Origin of the sequence: Yersinia rohdei ATCC 43380, from assembly GCF_000173775.1 — a bacterium.
Taxonomy (GTDB): Bacteria; Pseudomonadota; Gammaproteobacteria; order Enterobacterales; family Enterobacteriaceae; genus Yersinia; species Yersinia rohdei.
Genome location: NZ_ACCD01000004.1, coordinates 140,408 through 154,913 on the forward strand (window position 1 = coordinate 140,408; position 14,506 = coordinate 154,913).

The window sequence follows — 14,506 nt, forward strand, 5'->3', positions numbered from 1 at the left end:
ATCACAGTTGATTGATTCGTTATTTTTTATAAAAAGGAATATTATTATTCTTTTTTTTTACATTTATTTGCTAAAGCCTGATGTAAAAGGCGATGAGGTAAGGAATAACTTTTCAATACCAGGAATAATTATTATTAAATTTTTCTAAATGTAACATTTTAATATCCAATCAACACCTGATATTGTAGGAATATTCTTACTCACCATGACAGTATATGAAGGAAATAGGCAATGGGATAATTAAAGTATATTACCTTCATTGCCTAAACTCAGGTTAATCAATGATGGAAAAACAATGGGTGGAAACAGGATCAGCGCCTAAACGTGGGTTTCAGACCATAAGATAGGATATGGGTTGATATTTTAGGCCGCCATCCGGTCTTGCTCTGATTATCGGGGCGATTAGCACTAAAAATAATGGCCAGGAAATGCGGAAAAAGCGATTGAGGTTCCTGACCATCAAGTGTGAATATTTAACCTGATTGGGGATAAATTACTATTTTTCAGTATTATTTGAAAGCAGCTTTTCTAAATCATCACCGCCAAGGTGGCGGAAATCATGCCCTTTGACGAAGTAGAAAATGAATTCACAAATATTCTGGCAGCGATCACCAATACGTTCAATCGAGCGGGCGCAAAACAGGGCCGTCAACACACTCGGAATGGTGCGCGGATCTTCCATCATATACGTCATTAACTGACGAACTATGCCTTCATATTCCTGGTCAACTTTCTTATCTTCGCGATAAATACGAATGGCTTCATCTAAATCCATCCGGGCGAAAGCATCTAATACATCGTGCAGCATTTGCACGGTATGGCGGCCAAGTGACTCCAGGCTGACCAATAAAGGTTGATGTTGATGAGAGAATTTCTCCAGCGCCGTGCGGCAGATTTTATCAGCCACATCACCAATACGTTCTAACTCAGAAATGGTCTTGATAATCGCCATAACCAATCGCAAATCGCTGGCCGTTGGCTGACGTTTGGCAATGATGCGCACACAGGCTTCATCAATGGCCACTTCCATCATATTGACCTTTTTATCGCCAGCAATAACCTGCTTTGCCAACTCACCGTCTTGATTATGCATTGCGGTGATAGCATCAGATAATTGCTGCTCCACCAGCCCGCCCATAGTCAATACTTGGGTGCGGATATGTTCAAGTTCTGCATTGAACTGGCCGGAAATATGTTTATTTAGATTCAGGTTATCCATGACACTTCCTGTACGTATAAGTAGGCGAAATTAATGTGAGCGAATCCAGGGCCATCAACCATAGCGACCAGTAATATAATCTTCCGTCTGTTTCTGCTGCGGAGCAGTAAACAGGGTATCTGTATCACTGAATTCAATTAGTTCGCCCAGATACATAAACGCCGTGTGATCCGAACAGCGGGCTGCCTGTTGCATGTTATGTGTAACAATCACCACGGTATAATCAGACTTCAATTCGCTGATAAGTTCTTCAATACGCCCGGTAGAGATAGGGTCGAGCGCCGAGCACGGCTCATCAAGCAATAACACGTCTGGACGAATGGCAATACCTCGGGCGATACATAACCGCTGCTGTTGCCCACCCGACAAGCTATAACCACTCTGGTGCAGCTTATCTTTGGTTTCATTCCACAAAGCGGCTTTGGTCAGCGCCCATTGCACGCGCTCATCCATATCTGCACGAGATAAATTTTCGAACAGTTTCACCCCAAAGGCGATGTTATCGTAAATGGACATCGGGAACGGCGTTGGCTTTTGGAAAACCATGCCAACTTTTGCCCGCAACAACGCGATATCTTGTTTATCGGTCAGGATATTCTGCCCATCTAGTAAAATATCACCTTCAGCGCGCTGATCCGGATACAACTGATACATTTTATTGAATGTACGCAGCAGGGTAGATTTACCGCAACCTGATGGCCCAATGAAAGCCGTGACCTGGTTTTTAGCAATATCCAACGAAATATTCTTCAGCGCATGGAATTTGCCGTAGTAGAAATTCAAATCGCGAACCTGAATTTTGCTGTTGTTGATGTCAGTTGCCATACTCATCAAGACTTCTCTCTATTAGCCAATGCCGCCGTAGCCGCATTTTGAAATTTATTGGCGAATCGGTATTTTCATTGCTCATGGCTGAAGTTTTTCAGCCGATTAATACTTTTTCTTTGCGAAAACAACCCGAGCCAGAATATTCAGTAACAATACGCACAGGGTAATTAGCAGCACCCCTGCCCATGCCAGTTGTTGCCATTCGGCAAATGGACTCATGGCAAACTTAAATATGGTGACCGGTAAGTTAGCAATAGGCTGACTTAGGTCGGTACTCCAGAATTGGTTGGAGAGCGAGGTGAATAACAGCGGAGCCGTTTCACCCGCAATACGCGCCACCGCCAGCAAAATACCTGTCAAAATACCGGAAATAGAAGCCTTCAATGTAATGGCCGATATCATGCGCCACTTTGGCGTTCCTAAAGCATAAGCCGCTTCTCGCAGGCTATCAGGAACCAGTTTCAGCATATTTTCGGTGGTGCGGATAACAATCGGCACTTGCAACAGCGCCAGTGCAATGACCCCAGCCCAGCCGGAGAAGTGCTCCATTTTGGCGACCACAATGGTGTACACAAACAGGCCCACCACTATGGAAGGGGCTGATAATAAAATGTCATTTATAAAACGGGTAATTTCTGCCAGCCAGGACTTGCGGCCATATTCGGCCAGATAAATCCCCGCCATAATCCCAAGTGGAGTACCAATCACTGTCGCCCACAGAATCAATAAGCCACTGCCTGCAATGGCATTAGCCAAGCCGCCGCCCGCAGTATTCGGTGGTGGCGTCATCTCGGTAAACAGCGCCAAAGACATGCCGTCGATGCCTTTAGTCACTGTGGACAATAAAATCCACACTAACCAGAACAGGCCGAAAGCCATTGTTGCCATTGAAAGGATTAAGGCAATCCGGTTTTTTTGACGACGCCAGGCCTGCTTTTTACGGCGGGTTGCCATCAGCGTCGCATCACTTTGCATATCCATCGTCGCCATCTTAGCGCCCCTCTTTCTTAGCCAGACGCAAAATCATCAGCTTAGATAAAGCCAATACGATAAAGGTGATAACAAACAAAATCAGACCTAATTCCATCAACGCGGCGGTATGTAAGCCGGATTCGGCTTCAGCAAATTCATTCGCCAACGCGGAAGTGATACTGTTGCCCGGCATAAATAGGGAGAAGCTGTCGAGCTGGTAGGTATTACCAATAATAAAGGTCACCGCCATGGTTTCGCCCAATGCGCGGCCCAGCCCCAACATCACGCCACCAATAACCCCATTTTTGGTATAAGGCAGCACAATGCGCCAGATAACTTCCCAAGTGGTGCAGCCAATGCCGTAAGCCGACTCTTTCATCATCACCGGGGTTTGTTCAAACACATCGCGCATCACCGCCGCAATGTAAGGAATAATCATGATAGCTAAGATGACGCCTGCGGCCAGAATACCGATACCGAATGCGGGCCCAGAGAAAAGCACCCCAATAATGGGGATGCCGGACATCACGTTGCCGACAGGTTCTTGGAAATAGCGGGCAAAGAGTGGCGCAAAAACAAACAAGCCCCACATGCCATAAACAATACTTGGGATAGCTGCCAGTAACTCAATAGCCACACCCAGCGGGCGTTTTAACCAGTTTGGTGCTAATTCTGTCAAGAAGAGGGCAATACCAAAACTGACCGGAACCGCAATGAGCAAGGCGATAATAGAGGTCACAATAGTGCCGTAAATGGGTACCAATGCGCCAAACTGCTCAGCCGGAGGATCCCATTCTTTCGTCCACAAGAAAGCAAAACCAAATTTTTCAATGCTTGGCCAGGAGGCCACAATCAATGAAATGATTATGCCGCCCAACAGAAATAGGGTAATCAGCGCAGCCAGTTTAACCAGCGCACTGAAAATGATGTCACCGTATTTACTCGGTGCTTTGATAGTCGGCTTATACGCAGCCATAGACTCTCTTCTCATCCGGGTGTTATGTCCCTCCTCACTAAGTGAAGAGGGACAATAATTAAACTAATAATAATCCGTTTACTGCTTTATGCGATTCTGGCCAGCTTAGAATAATGCTTTGCCTGAACTGTCTTTTATATTGGTTTTCCAAGCTGCACGAATCTGTTCAACCACTTCATTTGGCAATGGTGCATAATCCAGTGCGCTGGCTTGTTGCGCGCCGTTTTTATACGCCCAATCAAAGAACTTCAGTACTTCAGTGCCTTTTTCCGGATTTTTCTGCTCTTTATGCAGCAAAATGAAAGTTGTTGATGTAATTGGCCATACATCCGCACCCTTCTGATTAGTTAAATCTTGAGCAAATGTTTTACTCCAATCAATTCCTTTGGCTGCGGCACTAAAGCTGTGCTCAGTCGGGCTAACGGGTTTCCCATCAGCAGAAATCAGTTTGGTGTAAGCCAAATTATTCTGTTTAGCATAGGCGTATTCCACATAACCAATGGCACCCGGTAAGCGCTGAACGAATGCAGCAATACCGTCGTTACCTTTACCGCCCAAACCGGTTGGCCAGTTAACTGTAGAACCCGCGCCCACTTTTTCTTTCCAATCGGCATTCACTTTAGCCAGGTAGCTGGTGAACACGAATGAAGTACCGGAGCCATCTGCACGACGCACGACGGCAATATTTTGATCTGGCAGATTAACACCCGGGTTTAGCTTCACGATCGCCGGGTCATTCCACTTTTTCACATTGCCCAGATAAATATCACCCAGTGTTTTACCGTCTAATGTCAATTCACCGGATTTAATACCAGGGATATTCACGGCCAACACCACACCGCCAATCACTGTCGGGAATTGGAACAAACCTTCAGCCGCTAATTTTTCGTCGGTTAATGGCGCATCAGAAGCACCGAAATCAACAGTGTTGGCGATGATTTGTTTTACGCCACCTGAAGAGCCAATCCCTTGATAGTTAACTTTGTTACCTGTTTCTTTCTGATAAGAATCTGCCCACTTGGCATACACCGGCGCGGGGAATGTCGCACCTGCACCTGTCAGGCTAGCAGCAGCGAACGCGGACACAGTGGTCATAGATAAAGTCGCTGCCACAATGCTGGCTACGGTGGTACGCATCAGTTTCATAATCCCTCCTAATGGGATATTAGAATTCACTCTAAATTGTTTTCATCAGATTAAGTATGGTGCAGGAGGGAAAATAGGACAGTTTAATGACAGAAAAATGTACGCAATGTTACAGTTATATGACAGATAAATATGAGTGAAATAAGTGCATGAATCGTCTATATTTTTATCTAAATACGTTTAGCAATTTCAACTTTAATTATAGGTGTTATAAATGAAAAAAACGCTTATTTCATCCGCAACAGTGTATTTTCTTTTGTTCACTTCTTACGCCTTACAAGCAGAGCAATTGAGTTACTCATACAAAGATGGCCCCGTAGTTGCCCATGATAATCTCTCCGGAAATCAGTTTTATGGTGATATGACTTTGGGCCAGCTCAAGAAAAATAACCAATTACTGCTAGAGCTAGAAAAAGACGTTGAAACCCTTAGCCAGCAAAACGCCCGCTATAAAGATAAAATAATCGAATTAGAGCGCAACCAATCATCATTAGAAAAGACGGTTTCCACCCTTGAGCAAAATGTAAAAAATCTGCAGGACAAAATTCGCTAATGATCTGCAATTAAAAATGGCATTTACTTACGGCAGGGAAAAGCACCCAAAGGATAATAATCCTAGGTGCTTTTTTATATCTGGCAGTGGGCAAGGTTCAACAAAGTATCAGGATAAGCCTCTCGCCTATTATCGCGGCTTAACACGAGTGAGTGATATTGCGATGAACTTGCTGCAATAGTTCCAACAGCTGCCTTTGCAGAGCCTGTGGGCTTTGTCGGTATGACTGCGATCAGCTAATGCCTTTTGCGTTAGACCTGGGTTGCGATCCACGTGGATCAGGATGCGCATTTCATTAAATGTGAGGTCAGGGTGAACTGACTCGATGCGATTGCGGGTAATCGAACCAAAGAGAAGTTGATTGGAGGAAAATGCACCGAATGGGTCGAAACGGCATAAGCCGGCGATAAAGCCGGCTTATACTGTTCAGATAGCTGTTTTTACTTATTCAACAGTGACAGATTTGGCCAGGTTACGTGGTTTATCTACATCTGTACCTTTAATCAGCGCGACATGATAAGCCAGCAACTGTAGTGGAACGGTGTAGAAAATTGGCGCAATAATCTCTTCAACATGAGGTAATGGCACAATTTTAACCCCTTCACTGTTGGTAAAACCGGCATCTATATCAGCAAATACATACAGCAAACCACCGCGAGCTCGCACCTCTTCAATGTTGGATTTTAATTTTTCCAACAATTCATTGTTAGGTGCTACCACGATAACTGGCATATTGGCATCAATGAGCGCTAATGGGCCGTGTTTTAATTCACCGGCGGCATAAGCTTCAGCATGAATATAAGAAATTTCTTTCAGCTTCAGTGCGCCTTCCATTGCGATAGGGTATTGATCGCCACGGCCAAGGAACAGGGCATTGTGCTTATCAGAGAAACCTTCAGCTAAGGCTTCAATGGTTTTATCCAATGACAGCATCTGCTCAATATGAACCGGTAAGGACTGTAACGCCTCAACAATTTCATGTTCGAGCTGTTCACCGTTTTTAATGCCTTTCAGTAAGCCAATGCGGCCCACCAGCATCAATAATACCGTTAATTGAGTGGTAAAGGCTTTCGTTGATGCGACGCCAATTTCGGTGCCTGCTTTCGTCATCAAGGCCAAATCTGATTCTCGTACCAGAGATGAGCCAGCAACATTACAAATTGCCAGCGAGCCTAAATAACCCAATTCTTTCGACAAGCGCAATGCCGCCAAGGTATCGGCAGTTTCACCCGATTGTGACAAGGTGATTAACAAACTGTTTGGCCGCACCGCAGGTTTGCGATAACGAAATTCTGAAGCAATTTCCACATCACAAGGAACGCCAGCCAGAGATTCAAACCAATAACGAGAAACCATACCTGAGTTGTAAGACGTACCGCAGGCTATGATTTGAATATGTTGAACATTTGCCAGCAGAGCATCGGCTTTCGGGCCAAGCTCAGACAAATCAATTTTCCCGTGATTTAAACGGCCTTCCAACGTATTTTTAATCGCTGTTGGCTGTTCATAAATCTCTTTTTGCATGTAATGACGATAAATACCTTTGTCACCAGCATCATATTGCAACTGAGATTCAGTTTCCGGACGCTCAATTGCATTGCCTTGTTTGTCAAAAATACTGACACTGTGGCGAGTAACTTCAACCACATCGCCCTCTTCAAGGAAAATGAAACGGCGAGTGACGGGCAACAGAGCCAACTGGTCAGAGGCAATAAAGTTTTCACCAATACCACAACCAATCACCAATGGGCTACCTGAACGAGCGGCAATCAGACGACTTGGGTCACGGCTATCCATCACTACTGTGCCATAAGCACCACGCAGTTGCGGTATAACACGGCGCACGACATCAAGCAGAGAACCGCCATTCTGTTGCTCCCAATGCACCAAATGAGCAATAACTTCGGTATCAGTTTCAGAGCTGAAGCGGTAGCCACGGCTCACTAATAACTCACGTAAAGGTTCGTGGTTTTCGATAATGCCGTTATGCACCACGGAGATATGCTCAGAAACATGCGGGTGCGCATTGGCTTCTGATGGTGCGCCATGGGTAGCCCAGCGAGTATGTGCAATACCGGTTCCGCCATGCAAGTCTTGCTTTTCAGCTGCATCTGAGAGTTCCTGCACCTTACCTAACCGGCGCAAGCGCGTCAGATGGCCTTCAGCATCAACCACGGCTAAACCGGCCGAGTCGTAACCACGGTATTCAAGACGACGTAAACCTTCGATCAGAATCTCAGCGATATCACGCTGTGCTACTGCGCCAACAATTCCACACATCTGTTTTATTCCTATGTAAGGTTCTTTAAGAACCTTGTCGATGTCAGTGACCTGATTTTCCGGATTTTCCGGGTTCCCCGAGCCTGTAGAGTTGGGGATTATTATGTTTTGTTCTGTACTCTTAGCTCGGATGGATAAGCCAAAAATACAGGGCAAAACATCCCTCCAAAAAAGAATAGATAATATTGAAGGGCTGTTTTTCAATCAAACTATAGCGTTTAAAATCCAAAGATAATGATGTTAATCAATATCTTTGGTAAACAATAACAGTCAGAAACCTAACATTTTAAAAGTGGCGAATATAAACTATTTTTTCTTCACCGGACGTTGCCAGCCCTGAACATGGACTTGCTTGACGCGGCTAAGGACTAATTCATTTTCAGCGATATCACGGGTAACTGTGGTGCCAGCGGCGATAGTCACACCGTTTGCCACTGTGACAGGAGCAACCAATTGGGTATCTGAGCCAACAAAGACATCATCACCAATAATAGTTTTAAACTTGTTAGCTCCATCATAGTTGCAAGTTATGGTTCCTGCGCCAATATTTACGCCAGAGCCAATTTCAGCATCACCTAAGTAGGATAAATGGCCTGCTTTCGAGCCTTTACCCAAGCGAGCTTTCTTGATTTCAACAAAGTTGCCGACATGAGCGCCTTCGGCTAGCTCAGCCCCCGGACGCAGGCGAGCAAATGGCCCGACCGTACAGCCAGTATCCAGACGAGCATCTTCCAATACACTGTATGGGCTGATTTCTGAATCATCGCCAATCACGCAATTTTTAAGCACACATCCGGTACCAATACGCACCCGATCACCTAAAGTCACCTGGCCTTCAATGATGACATTGGTATCGATAGTGATATCGCGGCCATGTGTTAATTCTCCACGCAAATCAAAACGCGCGGGATCCAGTAACATTACCCCAGCTAACAACAGCCTTTCAGCTTGCTCGGATTGGTATACGCGCTCAAGAGTGGCTAATTGCAGACGATTATTCACCCCTTCAACCTCACTCAGGCGAGCAGGATGAACCGCTGCAATTTTTTTACCGTCAGCATGGGCCAGTGCAATAATATCAGTGATATAAAACTCACCCTGAGCATTGTTATTATTCAACAATGACAGCCAGCGCTTTAAATCACGACCATTCGCAACCAAAATCCCGGTGTTGATTTCATTAATCTCGCGTTGCGCGTCGCTGGCATCTTTATGCTCAACAATCCCAACCACATCGCCGTTTTCGCGCACAATACGACCATAACCGCTCGGGTTATCCAGCTTCACCGTCAGCAGGCCAATACCGCCTTGCGGCTTCGCAGCTAACAGCCGCTGCAAGGTATCAACAGAGATCAACGGCACATCACCGTAGAGCATCAGCACATCTTCATCATCAGCAAAATGCGGTGCGGCTTGTTGCATCGCATGCCCGGTGCCCAATTGTTCTGCTTGTAATACCCAGTTCAGCGCCGGGTCAGTCAGTGTTTTTTTCAATAACTCACCGCCGTGCCCATAAACCAGATGAACATTTTGTGCACCCAACTTCATGGCAGCATCAATCACATGCTGAACCATCGGCTTACCTGCCAATGGGTGTAACACCTTAGGAAGGTCGGAATACATACGTGTCCCCTTACCTGCGGCAAGGATGACCACACTCATTGAGCTGTTAGACATAAGCAACCTGATAACTCCAAATTAATAGACGGAAGTAAACCTGTTTAGCAAAATAATTACTACATATTTCTCAGCGAAAAACGTACTCAACCCGCGTGGTTAAAGGGTTGTAGCTATATGCCATGTAACAAAAAAATGGTGATAAAAGTGTCTGCGATCAGCGACGTTTCTGGCCCGTTTTTATCAAAAAACATAAGCTCGTTAAGGTTATTAACCACTTATTTTACGACAAGAAACAAGAGTTTTCAGAAAGAAACTTCATTAGTTTAGCTTAGGGCTAATTAAATACAGCGGTGTTGATAAAGAGGGTTGGGGAGTTACTGCTATGATGAAAATAAGGTTAAAAAAAAAAGCCAATCATTTTACTGACTGGCTTTTTCTGTATTATAACTTTATAAATCAACGTGTTATTTATTAGACTTCAGTGAAGTTGATATAAAAAACACCAGATATAAAATTACATCGCCTTCCTGGTCAGCTCGATTACGCGTAATTTCGCAATCGCCTTCGCCAATTCAGCGGATGCCTGAGCATAGTCGACATCGCCGTGGGAGTTGCTGATGTGGGCTTCTGCTTTGCGCTTAGATTCAAGCGCCTTAGCTTCGTCCAAATCAGTTCCGCGAATAGCAGTGTCAGCTAATACGATAACCACGCTCGGTTGCACCTCAAGGATGCCGCCAGAAAGATAAATAAATTCTTCCTCACCGAACTGCTTAACAATACGTATCATGCCAGGCTTAATGGTAGTGAGCAGTGGGGCATGACCAGGATAAATACCCAGTTCACCTTCACTCCCCGTCACCTGAATTTTTTGTACCACGCCTGAGAACATTTTCTTCTCTGCGCTCACAACATCCAGATGGTATGTCATTGCAGCCATGTCACCCTCCAGTCAACAGCGTTACAGTTTCTTGGCTTTTTCCACTGCTTCTTCAATGGTGCCAACCATGTAGAACGCCTGCTCTGGCAGGTGGTCATAGTCGCCGTTCATGATGCCTTTGAAACCACGAATGGTATCTTTCAGCGACACGAACTTGCCCGGTGAACCGGTGAAGACTTCTGCCACGAAGAACGGTTGAGACAGGAAGCGCTGGATTTTACGCGCACGGGATACCACCAGTTTGTCATCTTCTGACAACTCGTCCATACCCAAGATTGCGATAATATCTTTCAGTTCCTGATAGCGTTGCAGAATAGACTGCACGCCACGCGCTACATCGTAGTGCTCCTGACCAACAACCAGCGGATCGAGCTGACGGCTGGTGGAGTCAAGCGGGTCAACCGCCGGGTAAATACCCAGAGAGGCGATTTGACGGCTCAGAACGACTGTTGCATCCAAGTGAGCAAAAGTGGTTGCTGGAGATGGGTCAGTCAAGTCATCCGCTGGCACGTAAACGGCCTGAACGGAGGTGATTGAACCCGTCTTAGTGGAAGTAATACGTTCCTGCAACACACCCATCTCTTCTGCCAGTGTTGGCTGATAGCCTACCGCAGATGGCATACGACCCAGCAGTGCGGATACTTCCGTACCGGCTAGGGTATAACGATAAATGTTATCGATGAACAGCAATACGTCACGGCCTTCATCACGGAATTTTTCCGCCATGGTCAAGCCGGTCAGTGCAACGCGCAGACGGTTACCTGGTGGCTCATTCATCTGGCCATAAACCAAGGATACTTTGTCCAGAACGTTGGAGTCAGTCATCTCGTGGTAGAAGTCGTTACCCTCACGAGTACGTTCACCTACCCCGGCAAATACAGAATAACCTGAGTGCTCAATCGCGATGTTACGAATAAGCTCCATCATGTTTACTGTTTTACCAACACCCGCACCACCGAACAGACCGACTTTACCGCCCTTAGCGAACGGACAAATCAGATCCATTACCTTGATACCGGTTTCTAACAGATCTTGCGAGCTGGCAAGCTCTTCGTAAGAAGGCGCTTCACGGTGGATTGCCCAACGCTCTTCTTCACCGATAGGGCCTTTCATGTCGATTGGGTCACCCAATACGTTCATGATACGGCCCAGAGTTGATTTACCAACTGGCACTTCAATTGGGTGTTCCAGGTTGATAACTTTCAACCCACGGCTCAAACCATCGGAAGAGCCCATTGCGATACAACGAACAACACCACCGCCCAGCTGCTGCTGAACTTCCAGCACAAGCTTCTCAGCTGCACCTTCAACCTCAAGGGCGTTGTACACTTTTGGTACAGCGTCTTGGGGGAATTCGACGTCCACTACGGCGCCGATTACCTGGATAATCTTTCCAGTAGCCATCTTGAATCCTCTACGTAATTCATTTACCCGCCATATTCCAAATTGCTGGAGCAACTCGTGCCTTCCCACAACTTGAACTATTTAGGGTAATAACCTGGTTAAACCGCGGAGGCTCCCCCGACGATCTCGGTGAGTTCCTGAGTGATGCTGGCCTGACGAGCTTTGTTGTAAACCAACTGCAGCTCTTTGATCAGACTACCGCCGTTATCGGTGGCGGCTTTCATCGCTACCATTCGCGCGGCCTGTTCGCTGGCCAGGTTTTCAACGACGCCCTGATAAACTTGTGATTCCAAATAGCGGCGCAGAAGGGTATCCAGCAGCGCTTTTGGATCAGGTTCATACAGGTAATCCCAGGATTTCTTCTTCAGCGTACCGTCTTCCGCAGGCGGAAGTGGTAATAGCTGCATGATCCGTGGTTCCTGAGACATCGTATTGATAAACTTGTTATTAACGATATACAGTTTATCCAGACGACCTTCATCATAGGCTTGCAGCATAACTTTCACTGGGCCGATAAGTTCTGACAGAGAAGGGTTATCCCCCATGCCAGTAACCTGAGCAACAATATTGCCGCCCACGGAACCAAAGAAAGAAGCTGCTTTTGATCCAATCAGCGCTAAATCGCATTCAACGCCTTTTTCAGACCAACCTTTCATCTCATTTAACAGTCTTTTGAACAGGTTAATGTTCAAACCACCGCACAAGCCACGGTCTGTAGAAACCACCAGATACCCAACACGCTTAACGTCGCGTTCTTCCAGGTACGGATGTTTATATTCCAGATTACCTAGCGCAAGGTGACCAATCACACTACGCATTGTTTCTGCATAAGGACGGCTAGCCGCCATGCGTTCCTGCGATTTACGCATTTTGGAGGCGGCGACCATCTCCATGGCTTTGGTGATCTTTTGCGTGTTTTGCACGCTGGCGATCTTGGAACGTATCTCTTTTGCGCCGGCCATTTCTGCTTCTCCTCATTGCCAGACGGCCCGCTTTCCTAATGAAAAGCAGGGCCGCATAGCGTTACCAGGACTGGGTTGCCTTAAATGTATCAAGGATGCCTTTCAGCTTGGCCTCGATCTCATCGTTATACGCGCCAGTTTGGTTGATTTGTTGCAGAAGCTCGGCATGCTCACGGTCAGCAAACGCTAACAATGCAGCTTCAAAGCTACCTACCTTCGCCAACTCGATATCACCCAGATAACCACGTTCAGCAGCGAACAGAACCAGAGACTGTTGTGCGACAGACATCGGCGCATACTGTTTCTGTTTCAGAAGCTCGGTCACTTTCTGACCATGGCTCAGCTGTTTACGGGTTGCATCATCCAAATCGGATGCGAACTGGGAGAACGCGGCAAGTTCACGATACTGTGCCAAAGCGGTACGGATACCACCGGACAGTTTTTTCATGATCTTGGTCTGCGCTGCACCACCCACACGGGATACGGAGATACCAGGGTTAACCGCAGGACGAATACCGGCGTTAAACAGGCTCGATTCCAGGAAGATCTGACCATCAGTAATCGAGATTACGTTGGTCGGAACGAACGCGGAAACGTCCCCTGCTTGGGTTTCAATGATTGGTAATGCGGTCAAAGAACCGGTTTTACCTTTCACTTCGCCCTTGGTAAAGGCTTCAACGTAGTCTGCGTTAACACGCGCAGCACGCTCCAGCAAACGGGAGTGGAGGTAGAATACGTCGCCAGGATATGCTTCACGACCTGGTGGACGACGGAGCAGCAAGGAGATTTGACGATATGCAACGGCCTGTTTAGACAGGTCATCATAAATAATCAGTGCATCTTCACCGCGGTCGCGGAAATATTCACCCATGGCACAACCGGAGTAAGGTGCCAGGTATTGCAATGCTGCTGATTCGGACGCGGTAGCCACAACCACAATGGTATTGGCCAAAGCGCCGTGCTCTTCCAGTTTACGCACTACGTTTGCAACAGTAGAGGCTTTCTGGCCGATAGCAACATACACACATTTGATGCCTGAATCACGCTGGTTGATGATCGCATCAATCGCCAGAGCAGTTTTACCTGTCTGACGGTCACCGATGATCAACTCACGCTGACCGCGGCCGATTGGAATCATGGCATCAACGGATTTGTAACCAGTTTGAACCGGTTCATCAACGGATTGGCGTTCGATAACGCCAGGTGCGATAGCTTCAACAGCTGAGAAGCCGTCGTTTTCTACCGGACCTTTACCATCAATAGGTTCACCCAGAGTATTGACGACGCGACCCAACAGGCCACGACCGACAGGAACTTCCAGGATACGGCCAGTACATTTAACCTTCATGCCTTCAGCAAGATCGGCGTACGGGCCCATAACTACTGCACCTACGGAGTCGCGCTCCAGGTTCAGTGCGATTGCGTAACGGTTGCCAGGCAACGCGATCATCTCGCCTTGCATTACATCAGCCAGACCGTGTACACGGATGATCCCGTCACTGACGGAAACAATAGTACCTTCATTGTGAGCTTCGCTCACTACATTAAACTGAGCAATGCGCTGCTTGATCAGTTCGCTGATTTCGGTGGAATTCAGTTGCATATGCTC

12 protein-coding genes are annotated in these 14,506 nt (G+C 46.6%); 1 reads left to right on the forward strand and 11 read right to left on the reverse strand.

Annotated elements, in window-relative coordinates:
• Positions 1–496 precede the first annotated feature (496 nt).
• From phoU to pstS, 5 genes are all read right to left on the reverse strand, one after another.
• The gene (phoU, locus tag YROHD0001_RS12555) at positions 497–1,219 is read right to left on the reverse strand and encodes a phosphate signaling complex protein PhoU (RefSeq protein ID WP_004713903.1); all 723 of its coding nucleotides are present in this window, start codon (positions 1,217–1,219) and stop codon (positions 497–499) included.
• A 54-nt stretch (positions 1,220–1,273) separates the two neighbouring features.
• Positions 1,274–2,050, reverse strand: coding sequence for a phosphate ABC transporter ATP-binding protein PstB (gene pstB / locus YROHD0001_RS12550; RefSeq protein ID WP_004713904.1), 777 nt, complete (start codon positions 2,048–2,050; stop codon positions 1,274–1,276).
• Positions 2,051–2,149: 99 nt separating this feature from the next.
• The gene (gene pstA, locus YROHD0001_RS12545; protein ID WP_004713905.1) at positions 2,150–3,037 is read right to left on the reverse strand and encodes a phosphate ABC transporter permease PstA; all 888 of its coding nucleotides are present in this window, start codon (positions 3,035–3,037) and stop codon (positions 2,150–2,152) included.
• Between the two features lies 1 nt (position 3,038).
• The gene (pstC, locus tag YROHD0001_RS12540; protein WP_004713906.1) at positions 3,039–3,995 is read right to left on the reverse strand and encodes a phosphate ABC transporter permease PstC; all 957 of its coding nucleotides are present in this window, start codon (positions 3,993–3,995) and stop codon (positions 3,039–3,041) included.
• A gap of 105 nt (positions 3,996–4,100) precedes the next feature.
• Positions 4,101–5,141: a phosphate ABC transporter substrate-binding protein PstS gene (gene pstS, locus YROHD0001_RS12535; protein ID WP_004713907.1), complete on the reverse strand. Its 1,041-nt coding sequence runs from the start codon at positions 5,139–5,141 to the stop codon at positions 4,101–4,103.
• Between the two features lie 214 nt (positions 5,142–5,355).
• Here pstS and YROHD0001_RS12530 point away from each other — a divergent pair, with 214 nt between their 5' ends.
• A complete protein-coding gene (locus YROHD0001_RS12530; RefSeq protein WP_004713908.1) occupies positions 5,356–5,694 on the forward strand; it encodes a hypothetical protein in 339 nt (112 codons plus the stop codon).
• 444 nt (positions 5,695–6,138) lie between these two features.
• Here the strand turns inward: YROHD0001_RS12530 and glmS are convergent, their stop codons facing one another.
• From glmS to atpA, 6 genes are all read right to left on the reverse strand, one after another.
• A complete protein-coding gene (glmS, locus tag YROHD0001_RS12525) occupies positions 6,139–7,974 on the reverse strand; it encodes a glutamine--fructose-6-phosphate transaminase (isomerizing) (RefSeq protein WP_004713910.1) in 1,836 nt (611 codons plus the stop codon).
• A 306-nt stretch (positions 7,975–8,280) separates the two neighbouring features.
• Positions 8,281–9,651 carry a bifunctional UDP-N-acetylglucosamine diphosphorylase/glucosamine-1-phosphate N-acetyltransferase GlmU gene (gene glmU / locus YROHD0001_RS12520; protein WP_004713911.1) on the reverse strand — a complete coding sequence of 457 codons (1,371 nt, stop codon included), beginning with the start codon at positions 9,649–9,651 and terminating at the stop codon, positions 8,281–8,283.
• A 457-nt stretch (positions 9,652–10,108) separates the two neighbouring features.
• The gene (locus YROHD0001_RS12515) at positions 10,109–10,531 is read right to left on the reverse strand and encodes a F0F1 ATP synthase subunit epsilon (protein WP_004713912.1); all 423 of its coding nucleotides are present in this window, start codon (positions 10,529–10,531) and stop codon (positions 10,109–10,111) included.
• A gap of 21 nt (positions 10,532–10,552) precedes the next feature.
• Positions 10,553–11,935, reverse strand: a complete 1,383-nt coding sequence (gene atpD, locus YROHD0001_RS12510; protein WP_032816366.1) for a F0F1 ATP synthase subunit beta — start codon at positions 11,933–11,935, stop codon at positions 10,553–10,555.
• Between the two features lie 98 nt (positions 11,936–12,033).
• Complete coding sequence (atpG, locus tag YROHD0001_RS12505) at positions 12,034–12,897, reverse strand: F0F1 ATP synthase subunit gamma (protein ID WP_004713913.1); 864 nt, start codon at positions 12,895–12,897, stop codon at positions 12,034–12,036.
• 61 nt (positions 12,898–12,958) lie between these two features.
• Entirely contained in the window at positions 12,959–14,500 is a 1,542-nt protein-coding gene (gene atpA / locus YROHD0001_RS12500; RefSeq protein ID WP_004713914.1) for a F0F1 ATP synthase subunit alpha, read from the reverse strand.
• Positions 14,501–14,506: the final 6 nt, after the last annotated feature.

Coding starts and splice junctions, on each gene's coding strand:
- phoU (WP_004713903.1), bottom strand. CDS start 1,219: ATGGATAACCTGAATCTAAATAAACATATTTCCGGCCAGTTCAATGCA.
- pstB (WP_004713904.1), bottom strand. CDS start 2,050: ATGAGTATGGCAACTGACATCAACAACAGCAAAATTCAGGTTCGCGAT.
- pstA (WP_004713905.1), bottom strand. CDS start 3,037: ATGGCGACGATGGATATGCAAAGTGATGCGACGCTGATGGCAACCCGC.
- pstC (WP_004713906.1), bottom strand. CDS start 3,995: ATGGCTGCGTATAAGCCGACTATCAAAGCACCGAGTAAATACGGTGAC.
- pstS (WP_004713907.1), bottom strand. CDS start 5,141: ATGAAACTGATGCGTACCACCGTAGCCAGCATTGTGGCAGCGACTTTA.
- YROHD0001_RS12530 (WP_004713908.1), top strand. CDS start 5,356: ATGAAAAAAACGCTTATTTCATCCGCAACAGTGTATTTTCTTTTGTTC.
- glmS (WP_004713910.1), bottom strand. CDS start 7,974: ATGTGTGGAATTGTTGGCGCAGTAGCACAGCGTGATATCGCTGAGATT.
- glmU (WP_004713911.1), bottom strand. CDS start 9,651: ATGTCTAACAGCTCAATGAGTGTGGTCATCCTTGCCGCAGGTAAGGGG.
- YROHD0001_RS12515 (WP_004713912.1), bottom strand. CDS start 10,531: ATGGCTGCAATGACATACCATCTGGATGTTGTGAGCGCAGAGAAGAAA.
- atpD (WP_032816366.1), bottom strand. CDS start 11,935: ATGGCTACTGGAAAGATTATCCAGGTAATCGGCGCCGTAGTGGACGTC.
- atpG (WP_004713913.1), bottom strand. CDS start 12,897: ATGGCCGGCGCAAAAGAGATACGTTCCAAGATCGCCAGCGTGCAAAAC.
- atpA (WP_004713914.1), bottom strand. CDS start 14,500: ATGCAACTGAATTCCACCGAAATCAGCGAACTGATCAAGCAGCGCATT.